Genomic DNA, 12,614 nt, shown 5'->3' with positions numbered 1-12,614 from the left:
AAAGGCAAAAAAATCCCTCCCATTTCTATAAACGGGAGGGATATAACTTTTTATCAGTTTTATTTATTTTTCAGATATTCATCGATACCTCTGGCACCAGCTTTACCTGCACCCATAGCAAGGATAACAGTAGCTGCACCTGTAACAGCATCACCGCCGGCATATACGCCGTCTTTGGATGTCTTACCTGTTTCTTCTTCAGCAACGATGCATCTTCTCCTATTGATCTCAAGACCTTTTGTTGTAGAAGAGATCAGCGGGTTCGGAGAAGTACCAAGAGACATGATAACTGTATCTACATCCATGTCATACTCGGATCCTTGAATCTCAACCGGGCGACGTCTTCCGGAAGCATCCGGCTCGCCAAGTTCCATCTTGATAACCTTCATACCTTTTACATGACCGTTCTCATCAACAAGGATTTCCTTCGGGTTTGTAAGAAGATCAAAGATGATTCCTTCTTCTTTCGCATGATGAACTTCTTCTGCTCTTGCAGGAAGCTCTGCTTCACTTCTTCTGTATACGATATGTACTTCAGCACCAAGTCTTAAAGCTGTTCTTGCTGCGTCCATAGCAACGTTACCGCCACCTACAACTGCAACTTTCTTGCCAGCTGCGATCGGTGTATCGTAAGAATCATCGAAAGCTTTCATCAGATTGCTTCTTGTAAGGTATTCGTTAGCAGAGAATACGCCGCTTGCATTCTCACCCGGGATACCCATGAACATTGGAAGTCCAGCACCGGATCCAATAAATACAGCCTCAAATCCTTCGTCTTCGATCAGCTGATCGATAGTTGTGGATTTACCGATAACTACGTTAGTCTCGAATTTAACACCTAATTCTTTAACCTTTTCGATCTCTTTCTTAACAACTTTCTGTTTCGGAAGACGGAATTCCGGAATACCATAAACAAGAACACCGCCGAGTTCATGAAGAGCTTCGAATACAGTTACATCATATCCTGCTTTCGCAAGGTCACCTGCGCAGGTAAGTCCGGATGGGCCTGAACCGATCACTGCAACTTTATGTCCGTTCTTAACTTCTGCTCCTGCAGGTTTGATATCATGTTCCAGAGCATAGTCAGCAACAAATCTCTCCAGTTTACCGATAGAAACGGCTTCCCCTTTGATTCCGCGAACACATTTACCTTCACACTGGGACTCCTGAGGACATACACGTCCGCAGATAGCCGGAAGTGCGGAAGATAATCCGATCACTTTGTATGCTTCTTCAATCTTGCCTTCTTTAATCTGTTCAATAAATCCAGGAATATTGATGGATACCGGGCAGCCTTCTACACATTTCGGTTTCTTGCAGCCTAAGCATCTCTGTGCTTCTTCCATTGCTTCATCCTGATTGTATCCAAGACAAACTTCTTCAAAATTTGTTGCACGTACCTTCGGGTCCTGTTCTCTTACAGGAACTTTCTTTAACATCTTTGCATCTGCCATTACTTGTCACCTCCGCACTGTCCGCATCCACCGTGGTGGGTATCGCCTTCCTGAAGCTTCAGTAATGCACGGCCTTCTTCGGTCTTGTACATCTGGCTTCTCTTCATAGCCTGATCGAAATCAACGAGATGTCCGTCGAATTCCGGTCCGTCTACGCAGGCAAATTTGATCTCATCGCCAACCTGAAGACGGCATGCTCCGCACATACCGGTTCCGTCAACCATGATCGGGTTCATGCTGACAATTGTATGAATGCCAAGTTTCTTAGTCAGAAGACAGACGAATTTCATCATGATCATCGGTCCGATCGCTACACAGACATCATAATGTTTGCCTTCGTTTGTTACAAGATCTTCAAGAGTCTTGGTAACCATACCGGAACGTCCGTAAGACCCGTCATCTGTTGTTACATACAGATTGGAAACGGAAGCAAGTTCTTTCTCAAGGATTACCATATCCTTTGTCTTGGAACCAAGGATTACGTCTGCTGTGATTCCGTGCTCGTGCAGCCATTTAACCTGTGGATAAACAGGTGCTGTACCAACACCGCCGGCAACGAATACCAGTTTCTTCTTCTTTAATTCTTCGATATCTTCATGAACGAATTCGGATGGACATCCAAGAGGTCCTACGAAATCGCGGAAAGAATCTCCAGCTTTTAATTCAGACATCTTAATAGTAGATGCACCAACTTCCTGGAATACAATGGTAATTGTTCCCTCTTCACGATTATAGTCACAGATAGTAAGCGGGATTCTCTCGCCCTTCTCGTCCATCTTTACAATGATAAATTGTCCTGGCTGGCAATGGCTTGCAACACGCGGTGCGTGTACAACCATAAGATGGATCTTAGCTGCCAGTGTCTCAGCTTTTAAAATCTTATACATGGTTTTCCTCCTCGCAAATAATAAACCTCTAATAATAATACGCCAAAATATGACATATGGCAAGGGTTGTTTTTAAACATGTACAAGTTTTTTGCGTTTACCTGAACCAACTTTTCCAATTTATTACAATATTCTGTATCCGCTTTACGGACAGATGTCTTAGTCAGATAATCACTTTCATTGATTATTTTTATCAGCTGATCTGTTTTTTACTGTTCCTTCCATTCTCATTTTTTTCTATCAGTTCGTACAACTTTGCCAGTGCTTCTTTAATTCCGCCAACTTCATCAATCAGGCCTTCTTTTACCGCATCTTTTCCCTCAAGCATAGTCCCCACGTCTTTCACAAGTTGTGTGGTATCCAGCATCAGTTCTTCCAGACGCTGCTGGGATGCCCTGGAATGTTCTGAGATAAATGTGGTGATCCGATCCTGGATCTTTTCCATATTCCTGTATGTCTGGGCAACTCCGATAAACATTCCGCTGGATCGTACCGGATGGATCACCATAGTCGCACTGGGCACTACGAAAGAATAATCTGCCGAAACCGCCATAGGAACGCCGATAGAATGTCCGCCCCCCAGAACCAATGAGACAGTTGGAATACTCAATGATGCGATCATCTCTGCAATAGCGAGTCCCGCTTCCACATCTCCCCCAACTGTATTCAGCAGGATCAACAGACCTTCAATTTCTTCATCATCCTCAATGATCGCAAGTTTCGGCAGAACATGTTCATATTTCGTTGTCTTGGAATGAGACGGTGCAGATTCATGCCCTTCCACTTCTCCGATAATTGTCAGAAGTTCCACTTTATGCTTTCTGGAATTACTGTCCAGAACCACCTGTCCCATTTCTTTGATCTGTTCATTCTGTGTATCTTCCTGTTTTAATTTCTGTTCTTTTTCTGTCTCACCCATAAAAAACACCTCCAAGATTTTGCTCCTGGAGGTATTATGTTTCGTTTATAAAAATATATGCATATTATTTCTTTAATTCTGCTTCCACTTCTTCACGTGTCGGCATTCCTGTCTGTGCTCCAAACTTCTCTGTGGAAAGACTTGCTGCTGTATTTGCGAAACGAAGCGCACTCTCCAGATCAGCATTCTCTGCAAGCATGGTACAAAATGCACCGTTTAATGTATCTCCGGCTCCTGTTGTATCTGCAACTTTTGCAGGACGAACCGGTACATGAACGATTGTTCCATCTTTCTTTGCTGCTGCCACACCATCAGATCCCAGTGTGATCACAAGTTTCTCAGGATATGTTTTCAGTAAGTCCTCTGTGTTTGTATCTGCACCGAATAAGATCTTAGCTTCATGTTCATTTGGTGTCAGCCAGGTGATCTTCTCCAAAACTTCTTTCTTTACTTCTCTTGCAGGAGCTGGATTTAATACAACTTTAATTCCATTTTCATGGCAGATATTTACTACGTATTCTACAGTTTCTGCCGGAATCTCATGCTGCAGAACCACATAATCTGATTTCAGCAGTTCTTCTTTAATGCTATCAACATACTCACAGTCAACCTTGCCATTGGCACCTGCAACTACAATGATCGTATTATCATTCTCACCTACTGTGATGATCGCCAGTCCTGTAGGTACTCCTGAAAGTTTACGGATATTTCCTGTTTTGACCCCGTTCTTCGCAAGATTATCGATCAGCTCCTGTCCATGTGCGTCATCCCCCACGCATCCGAACATTTCCACATCTGCTCCCAATCTCGCCATTGCCACTGCCTGGTTCGCACCTTTTCCTCCCGGGATATAGCTCAGAGAATCTCCGTGAAGAGTTTCTCCTTTAAGAGGAATTCTGTCTGCTGTCACAGTCTGATCCATATTGATACTGCCTACAACTGAAATTTTCATGTTTGTGTCCTCCTTTGTGATAGATCTATCACTTCAATACATTATATTCATTTTATTACATCACAAAAATGTAATTTCTGTCAATGCATTTTCGCCATAAAATACACAAAAAACAACAAAAAGCAAAAAAGGACAGGAACCGTCCGCTCCGGGCAAAACAGTCCTTGTCCCTATGATTTCTATATCAGCACTCTTTCCCTGAAGATCATTCGTTCCAGTTCGTCCAGACGTCAGTCACGTCGTCGTCCTCATCGAGGAGATCCAGTGTTCTCTGAAGATCCTTAAGAGCCTGCTCGTCTGTAAGGTCTACATATGTCTGAGGGATCATGGCAACCTGTGCTTCTGCGATCGGTGCGCCGGATTTCTCAATTTCCTCACGTACTGCACTGAAATCATCCGGTGCTGTAAGTACTTCATAGCTGTCCTCTTCTTCATTGAAGTCCTCTGCTCCTGCATCCAGGGCAAGCATCATCAGCTCGTCTGCATCCATCTCACATTCTTCTTTATCAATGATGATCTGGCCTTTCTGATCGAACATGTAGGATACACATCCCTGTGTTCCGATGCTTCCGTTACCCTTTGTAAATGCATTACGTACATTACCAGCAGTACGGTTTTTGTTATCTGTCAGAGTTTCAACGATGATGGCAACACCGTTTGGTCCGTATCCTTCGTATACAGCCTTTTCATAGTTATCAGCAGAATCAGCACCTGCCGCTTTCTTGATACCACGCTCAATAGTATCATTCGGCATGTTGTTTGCTTTTGCTTTTGCAATTACATCACGAAGTTTGCTGTTATTGTTCGGGTCCGGACCGCCGGCTTTAACAGCCATAACCAGCTCACGTCCGATCACTGTAAAGATCTTACCCTTTTTAGCATCGTTTTTCTCTTTCTTATGCTTAATGTTCGCAAATTTTGAATGTCCTGACATCTTTCTTTCTCCTTTTGTTTATAATTACTTATTATTTTTATCCTTCTCTGCTCTCACCTTTCCGATGGTCTTGTTGCCAATAGAAAGAATGGTGAAGCAGTATCCGTTTGCTTTAATTGTAGTATCAATGTCCTTTTTCGTCGGAATATGTCCCAGAATACTGGTCAGATATCCGTTCAGAGTTTCAAACTCCACATCGCCGAAATCCACATCCAGTTTCTCTGCTACGTCTTCCAGATAAGCCAGTCCGTCAATGATCAGGCTGTTATCCTTCTGGGCACGGATCGTGATCTCATCCTCATCATATTCATCAAGGATATCTCCTACGATCTCTTCCAGAATATCTTCCATTGTAACGATCCCTGCTGTCTGTCCATATTCATCTACCACCACAGCCATGTGGATCTTCTTCGCCTGCATAGTATGGAAAAGATCCCCGATTCCTCTTGTTTCAGGGATCAGCGCAGCCTCTCGGATGATCCCGGGAAGCTCTTTCAGAGGCTTGAATTTCGCCCATGGATTCTGCGTCATGAATTTCAGTGCATCCTTATAATGCACGATTCCCTTTATATTGTCAATATTTTCCTCGTATACCGGATAGCGGGAATTTCCCTCCTCCAGCATGGTATCGATCATATTTTTTAGCAGAACCTCTTCATCAAAAGCCACCACATTCTTCCTGTGTGTCATGATATCATGAGCCTCTGTCTCATTAAAGGAAATGATATTCTGGATCATCTCAGCCTCATTTTCCTCGATAACGCCCTGTTCATGAGCCTCATCTACAATAGAAATGATCTCCTCTTCCGTCACTGCCGTTTCCTTACGGTCGATCTCCACCCCGAAAGGAACCGCTGCAAGCCTGGCGATCCATGTAATAAACACGGTAACCGGATTGAGCACCATTACCCAGAAATTCACCAGTTTCAGATATCTGTAAGCGTATTTTTCCGGATGATAGGTACCTACCCTGCGGAAAGTAAGGATTCCAAGACCTGCAAGAAGGATCACACCCACCGCAAGAACCAGAACCAGTGCAGGCGTATGTTTTATGTATGGATGAAAAGCATCCACCACCCATGGTACCAGAAAAGTACCAAAACAGATTCCGGACGCCATGACGATCAGCGGGATCGCATTGACAAACTGCGCCGGCTTATCGATCAGGGCAAGAAGCTTCTTCGCATTCTCATCTCCTTCATCCGCCCGTTTCTGTGTATCACTCTCGCTTATATTCCTTACTGCCGCGGAAAATCCATAAAAAATTCCATTGAGCCACAACAATAACAGTAAAATCAACAGGCCCCAGAGGGGCATACTACTGCCATCTTCCATTTGTATCAATCAGTCTCCTTTGTAATGAAAACGCGTAGTTACTGGTAAAATATATCACTTTATCCATTATCCGTCAAGGTCAAAAAGTCAGCTCCAGGCTGATCTCAAGGGCATGGTTGACCTTATCCAGCATTACATCATCCAGGTGACATACTTTATCTTTCAGCCTTCTTTTATCAATGGTACGAAGCTGTTCTAACAGGATCACAGAATCTTTCTCAATGCCATAGATTCCCGCATCGATCTCAATATGTGTCGGCAGCTTCGCCTTATTCATCTTTGAAGTAATCGCTGCACAGATCACAGTGGGGCTGTGTCTGTTGCCCACATTATTCTGTATGATCAGTACCGGGCGGATCCCGCCCTGTTCACTCCCTACCACAGGACGGAGATCTGCATAAAATATATCCCCTCTTTTAATTACCACACAATTCACACTCCGATTCTTTTCAGGCTGTATCCGCCTTGTTTTAAGATAAGTATTTCCATCTTTTTCTTGTGTATACATGCGTGGTTAAAATATTGCTGTTTTTAGCTGTACTCTTCGGTTTCTCTGCCGTCTTTTATATAGATCCGCGGAACCCTGGTGCTGATATCACAGGCAAACTCATAAGAGAAACGCCCGGAAAGTTCTCCCATCTCATCCATACTGATAAACTCATCCCCGTCTCTTCCGATCAGGGTAACCTCATCTCCCTTGCACACATCCGGAATATCTGTCACATCCACCATAAACTGGTCCATACAGATTCTTCCCAGGATCGGTGCTTTCTGTCCATGGATCAGTACCCATCCCTTATTGGAAAGCTGTCTCGGATAACCATCTGCATATCCTACCGGAACAGTTGCAACACGAAGTTTCCTGTCTGCTGCGAAAGTACCGCCGTAGCTGATGGCAGTTCCAGGTTCCACGTCTTTCACATAAGTTACATGGCTCTTCAGCTCCATTACCGGATCCAGCCTTACGATATCTGTCTCAACCTGGGCAGACGGATAAATACCATAGATGGTAATTCCCGCCCGGACAATGCTCAGATTCGCTTCAGGCACACGAATGATCCCTGCACTGTTGGAACAGTGATGTAAAGGGATCTCCACTCCCGCTTCTGCCACACGTCCGGAAAATTCCTGATATCGTTCCAGCTGCACCATGGCAGGACTTCTGTCGTATTCATCAGCCCTTGCAAAATGAGTAAACATTCCCTCAATCTCCAGATTCGGAAGTGCAGCGATCTTTCTGATCTCTTCCACGCTCTCCGGTATATCCGCAAAACCAATCCTGGTCATTCCCGTATCCAGTGCGATGTGAATATGTACTGTTTCTCCCTGACTGACAGCCTCTGCGGAAAGCTTTCTGGCTTCCTCATATTCGCAGACTGCAGGACGTATATGATTTCTCACAAGCTCCGGATAATATTCATCAAACACAATTCCCAGGATCAGGATCGGTTTCATCACACCTGCTTTTCGAAGAGCAAGTGCCTCTTCTGCAGTAGCTGTGGCAAATCCCCATATATAATCATAATTCTGGATCAGATGAGCGATCTGAACAGCCCCATGTCCATAGGCATTCGCTTTGACTACCGCGATCATTTTTGTATCCTGCGCAATGTTCTTTCTCATCTCGTGGAAATTATGTTCCACTGCATCCAAGGAAATCACTGCTTTCACTCTGTTACATTTTTCCATCATCCATGTCGTCCTTTATTCTCAGTATTTCCGGTAAAAACCGGATAATGTCCCTTGCGGTCATTCCTCTTTTTCCACATACTTCTGCTGCCCTGTCTCCTGCAAGTCCGTGAACAAAAACTCCCAGCGCTGCAAGCTGTACCGGAGGAATCTTTTTCTCTGCTGAGAGATACATGCAAAGCACTCCCGCCAGCACACCGCTTAACACATCGCCGCTTCCTGCAGTGGCAAGCCCGGCATTCCCGGACAGGTTCAGATAGGTTTCCCCTGAAGGCCCGGCAGTTACTGTACAGGCATCCTTCAGAACACAGACAGTACCTGTTTCTTTTGCATATTCATATGCGGTTTCCATCAATGCATCCTGGATATCACTGATCATTGTTTTATTCAGGCGGCTCATTTCCCCGATATGAGGAGTCAGGATCACATTCTCACCCAGATATTTCTTCCATTCATCATGGACTGAGAGAAGATTCAGGCCGTCTGCATCCAGGATCACCGGTCTGCCGCATTCTGCTGCATGGGATAAAAACCACTGTGCGCGTTCTCTGCTCCGGCCGGATACTCCAAGTCCGGGACCGATCACCAGAACATCACACCAGTTCAGCATCTGTCTGTTCTGCTCTTCATTAAACTCGCAGGATACCATCGCCTCCGGGAGCAAAGTCTGCAGAGAGATTCGATTCTCCTCCACAGTCTGGATCTTCACCATTCCCGCCGAACATTTAAATGCCGCTGCAGCACTTAAATAAGCAGCGCCGCACATCTCCGGTGATCCCACTACCAGAAGGACCTTGCCAAAAGTCCCCTTATTTCCATAAGGCAGTCTGGGCGGCATCAAAGACAGATCCTCTTTTCCCAGATAATGTACCTGCAGTTTCTGTTTCGGCTCCGGATAGATTCCGATATCTGCAGTAATGATCTCTCCTCCCAGCATACGTCCCGGATAAAAACATAAACCTCTTTTCCGGAATGCAAAGGTTACCGTAAGATCTGCCCGAAATGCAGTTCCCATCTCAAATCCGGTATCTGCATTGACACCGGAGGGAATATCTACAGCCACTTTAAATGCATCTGCCTCGTTCAGTTCCCGGATCAGCCGGGCATAGCTGCCTTCCACAGGACGGGCCAACCCAACCCCGAAGATGGCATCTACTATAGTAGTATATTCATCAGTTCTTAAGTTATGCTCCTGTAAAACACCATAGTATCTGGCTGCCTTTAACTGACATTTCGTTTCTTCTGTCATCCGCTCTTCTTTTCCCGCCAGATAAAAACAGGTTTCTATCCCGGCCAGATGCAGAAGCCTGGCAATTGCCAGCCCGTCTCCACCATTATTTCCGCTTCCGCAAACTACCAGGATTCTTTCCCTGCTTCCATTTTTCAGCCGCTTTCTGAGCTCTTCTGCAGTCTTTAATGCAGCTCTTTCCATCAGCACCAGTGACGGGATTCCTGCTGTTTCGATGGTATTTCGATCCAGTGCTTTCATTTCACAGGCAGTTACGATCTCCCTCATTTTCTCACCTCTCATTGCATAAACCCCAATTTATATGTAAGTATACACCCTTTTTCACCAAAAGAAAAGCTGTGATCGGATAAGATCACAGCTTCTTCGCTGTCATTGTGTTACTGTTCACTTCGTTCTCAGCACCAATTATTCCATAGCTTCATGCTCTTTTCGATACTCGCTGAGATTGTAGGACAAGGTCATAAGGCTCTCAGACAGATGTACATTCTCTACCATAACGTCCTCTGGTGCATCCAAATCAATATGTGCGAAATTCCAGATTGCTTTAATACCGTTTTCAATGAGGATCTTCGCCATTTCCTTTGCTTTGTTCTTCGGAAGAGTGAGCACCGCAATTTCTACCTCATTCTCCTTCAGAAACAAAGGCAGGTCACTGAGCATCTGAACCTCAATCCCGCGTACTGCAATTCCTTCCAGTACAGGATTTACATCAAAAATACCAACCAGTTTAAATCCCCGTTTCTCAAAATCTACATAATTCGCCAGTGCCTGTCCCAAATTACCCGCACCCAGGATAATCATAGGATGCACTGTGTCCAGACCCAGTATCTTACCGATTTCCGTATATAAATAACGTACATTATAACCATAACCCTGCTGACCAAAACCGCCGAAATTATTTAAATCCTGACGAATCTGGGAAGCTGTCACATGCATTTTCTTACTGAGATCATTGGAAGAAATTCTCTCTACATTCTCTTCCATCAATTCACCAAGATAACGGTAATAGCGAGGCAGACGTTTGATGACCGCTTTTGAAATCTCCTTAGCTTCCACAAATTTTCCCTCCTTATTTATCTATGTCAATTATACCGAAATGTTATTTTATTGTCAAATTGATTTTGTACCTTTTAAACAATTCCTGCATATATTTTTTATGAATTTTCGATTTATGCTTTTAAAAGCCTCCGGATTCCGTTATAATGGTATGCGGTTCGCAATATTTCAAGAAAAATAATTACTATATCGGAGGAATTTGTATGATCTTATCATGTCAGAACATCTGCAAATCCTTTGGCGAAAAGGTGATCCTTCAGGATGCCAGTTTCCATATAGAAGACAGAGAAAAAGCCGCACTCATCGGCAATAACGGAGCCGGTAAAACTACCCTGCTCCGTATTATCATGCACGAGCTTTCCCCTGATTCCGGCAATGTGGTACTCGCCAAAGATAAAAATATCGGGTATCTTGCCCAGTATCAGGATATCCACGGCCACCATACTATCTACGAGGAGCTGATCTCCACCAAGCAGCACATCATCGACATGGAGAATCGTCTGCGCAGCATGGAACAGGAAATGAAATCAGCCACAGGCGAGGCTCTGGACAGCCTGATGAATACCTACACCAGACTCAGCCATCAGTTTGAACTGGAAAACGGATATGCTTATAAAAGTGAGATTATGGGAGTATTAAAAGGCCTCGGCTTCACAGAAGAAGATTTTCCACGCCAGATCGAAACTCTTTCCGGCGGCCAGAAAACCCGTGTAGCGCTGGGCAAACTTTTGCTTTCCAGCCCGGATATCCTTCTCCTGGATGAGCCTACCAACCATCTGGACATGGAGAGTATTTCCTGGCTTGAAACCTATCTGCTCAACTACCCGGGAGCTGTATTTATCGTTTCCCACGATCGTTATTTTCTGGACAAAGTTGTAACAAAAGTCGTGGAGATCGAGACCGGTACCATGCGCATGTACAGCGGCAATTATTCTGCCTATGCCTTGAAAAAAGCCCAGCTTCGTGATGCCCAGTACAAGGCTTACCTGAATCAGCAGCGGGAGATCAAACATCAGGAAGCCGTAATTACCAAGCTGAAATCCTTTAACCGTGAGAAATCCATCAAACGTGCTGAGAGCCGTGAAAAAATGCTGGATAAGATCCAGCGTATTGAGAAGCCCCAGGAGATCCAGAATCAGATGCGTATCTCCTTAGAGCCCAGATACGTCAGCGGAAATGATGTTCTTAATGTAGAAGAACTTTCCAAATCTTTCCCGGGACAGACCCTTTTCTCCAATATTTCTTTCGAGATCAAACGTGGTGAACGGGTAGCGCTGATTGGAAATAACGGTACCGGAAAAACCACTATGCTGAAGATCATCAATGGTCTGATAAATGCAGACTCCGGCAGATTTTCCCTTGGTTCCAAAGTACAGATCGGTTATTATGACCAGGAACATCACGTCCTGCACATGGAAAAGACCATTTTCCAGGAAATTGCCGATACCTATCCTACTCTTACAGAAACTGAAATCCGAAACATGCTGGCAGCTTTCCTGTTTACAGGCGACGACGTCTTCAAACTGATCTCTGCATTGTCCGGTGGTGAACGAGGCCGCGTATCACTGGCGAAGCTGATGCTTTCGGAAGCCAACTTCCTGATTCTGGATGAGCCTACCAACCACCTGGATATCGCTTCCAAAGAAATCCTGGAAGAAGCCCTGAACAGCTATACAGGCACTGTATTGTATGTTTCCCATGACCGTTACTTCATCAATCAGACCGCAACCCGTATTCTGGATCTGACCAACCAGGCCATTGTAAATTACATAGGTGACTATGATTATTACCTGGAGAAGAAAGAAGAACTTACAGAGAAATATGCTCCGGCAGCAGCCCAGGCTGTGGCAGAGGCAAAGCAGGCATCTGATAATAAGCTGTCCTGGCAGCAGCAGAAAGAGGAACAGGCCCGTCAGCGTAAACGGGAAAATGAATTAAAAAAAATCGAAGCCCGCATCGAAGAACTGGAAACCAGGGACAAAGAAATTGATGAGACCATGGTTCTTCCTGATATCTGCACCAATGTTGCTGAATGTGCCAAACTCAGCAAAGAAAAAGCTGCTGTTATAGAAGAACTGGAAACTTTGTATGAAAAATGGGAAGAACTTGCATAATATGCAGGTTCTTCCCATTTTTTCT

General features: G+C 44.6%; 11 protein-coding genes. 1 reads left to right on the top strand and 10 read right to left on the bottom strand.

Annotated features, from left to right (window positions below):
* Positions 1-59: 59 nt before the first annotated feature.
* The 10 genes from gltA to R8695_RS07800 form a co-directional block, all read right to left on the bottom strand.
* The gene (gene gltA / locus R8695_RS07845; RefSeq protein ID WP_118508911.1) at positions 60-1,454 is read right to left on the bottom strand and encodes an NADPH-dependent glutamate synthase; all 1,395 of its coding nucleotides are present in this window, start codon (positions 1,452-1,454) and stop codon (positions 60-62) included.
* The gene (locus tag R8695_RS07840; RefSeq protein ID WP_118508912.1) at positions 1,454-2,341 is read right to left on the bottom strand and encodes a sulfide/dihydroorotate dehydrogenase-like FAD/NAD-binding protein; all 888 of its coding nucleotides are present in this window, start codon (positions 2,339-2,341) and stop codon (positions 1,454-1,456) included. Before R8695_RS07840 ends, gltA begins: the two co-directional genes overlap by 1 nt.
* Before the next feature lie 193 nt (positions 2,342-2,534).
* Complete coding sequence (locus tag R8695_RS07835) at positions 2,535-3,260, bottom strand: ClpP family protease (protein WP_118508913.1); 726 nt, start codon at positions 3,258-3,260, stop codon at positions 2,535-2,537.
* A 64-nt stretch (positions 3,261-3,324) separates the two neighbouring features.
* Entirely contained in the window at positions 3,325-4,212 is an 888-nt protein-coding gene (gene rbsK / locus R8695_RS07830) for a ribokinase (protein ID WP_118508914.1), read from the bottom strand.
* A 205-nt stretch (positions 4,213-4,417) separates the two neighbouring features.
* Positions 4,418-5,146 (bottom strand): YebC/PmpR family DNA-binding transcriptional regulator, encoded by a 729-nt coding sequence (locus tag R8695_RS07825; RefSeq protein ID WP_055057467.1) that lies wholly within the window; start codon positions 5,144-5,146, stop codon positions 4,418-4,420.
* 24 nt (positions 5,147-5,170) lie between these two features.
* Positions 5,171-6,481, bottom strand: coding sequence for a hemolysin family protein (locus tag R8695_RS07820; protein ID WP_154779859.1), 1,311 nt, complete (start codon positions 6,479-6,481; stop codon positions 5,171-5,173).
* A gap of 79 nt (positions 6,482-6,560) precedes the next feature.
* Positions 6,561-6,908 (bottom strand): type II toxin-antitoxin system PemK/MazF family toxin, encoded by a 348-nt coding sequence (locus tag R8695_RS07815; protein ID WP_118509067.1) that lies wholly within the window; start codon positions 6,906-6,908, stop codon positions 6,561-6,563.
* 104 nt (positions 6,909-7,012) lie between these two features.
* Positions 7,013-8,170: an alanine racemase gene (gene alr / locus R8695_RS07810; RefSeq protein ID WP_118509068.1), complete on the bottom strand. Its 1,158-nt coding sequence runs from the start codon at positions 8,168-8,170 to the stop codon at positions 7,013-7,015.
* Positions 8,157-9,701 carry an NAD(P)H-hydrate dehydratase gene (locus R8695_RS07805; RefSeq protein ID WP_243139470.1) on the bottom strand — a complete coding sequence of 515 codons (1,545 nt, stop codon included), beginning with the start codon at positions 9,699-9,701 and terminating at the stop codon, positions 8,157-8,159. Before R8695_RS07805 ends, alr begins: the two co-directional genes overlap by 14 nt.
* A gap of 123 nt (positions 9,702-9,824) precedes the next feature.
* Positions 9,825-10,475 carry a redox-sensing transcriptional repressor Rex gene (locus R8695_RS07800; RefSeq protein ID WP_118508917.1) on the bottom strand — a complete coding sequence of 217 codons (651 nt, stop codon included), beginning with the start codon at positions 10,473-10,475 and terminating at the stop codon, positions 9,825-9,827.
* Positions 10,476-10,678: 203 nt separating this feature from the next.
* On the opposite strand from R8695_RS07800, the gene abc-f reads away from it, so the two are divergent.
* Positions 10,679-12,589 (top strand): ribosomal protection-like ABC-F family protein, encoded by a 1,911-nt coding sequence (gene abc-f / locus R8695_RS07795; protein WP_154779860.1) that lies wholly within the window; start codon positions 10,679-10,681, stop codon positions 12,587-12,589.
* Positions 12,590-12,614 lie beyond the last annotated feature (25 nt).

Source organism: Blautia luti (assembly GCF_033096465.1).
GTDB lineage: Bacteria > Bacillota > Clostridia > Lachnospirales > Lachnospiraceae > Blautia_A > Blautia_A luti.
Note: the sequence above shows the minus strand (reverse complement) of the source record. Positions and strands in the feature narration are given on the sequence as shown.

Excerpts from the sequence above, each read along its gene's own strand:
- gltA (WP_118508911.1), bottom strand. The coding sequence starts at position 1,454 with ATGGCAGATGCAAAGATGTTAAAGAAAGTTCCTGTAAGAGAACAGGAC.
- R8695_RS07840 (WP_118508912.1), bottom strand. The coding sequence starts at position 2,341 with ATGTATAAGATTTTAAAAGCTGAGACACTGGCAGCTAAGATCCATCTT.
- R8695_RS07835 (WP_118508913.1), bottom strand. The coding sequence starts at position 3,260 with ATGGGTGAGACAGAAAAAGAACAGAAATTAAAACAGGAAGATACACAG.
- rbsK (WP_118508914.1), bottom strand. The coding sequence starts at position 4,212 with ATGAAAATTTCAGTTGTAGGCAGTATCAATATGGATCAGACTGTGACA.
- R8695_RS07825 (WP_055057467.1), bottom strand. The coding sequence starts at position 5,146 with ATGTCAGGACATTCAAAATTTGCGAACATTAAGCATAAGAAAGAGAAA.
- R8695_RS07820 (WP_154779859.1), bottom strand. The coding sequence starts at position 6,481 with ATGGAAGATGGCAGTAGTATGCCCCTCTGGGGCCTGTTGATTTTACTG.
- alr (WP_118509068.1), bottom strand. The coding sequence starts at position 8,170 with ATGGAAAAATGTAACAGAGTGAAAGCAGTGATTTCCTTGGATGCAGTG.
- R8695_RS07805 (WP_243139470.1), bottom strand. The coding sequence starts at position 9,701 with ATGAGAGGTGAGAAAATGAGGGAGATCGTAACTGCCTGTGAAATGAAA.
- abc-f (WP_154779860.1), top strand. The coding sequence starts at position 10,679 with ATGATCTTATCATGTCAGAACATCTGCAAATCCTTTGGCGAAAAGGTG.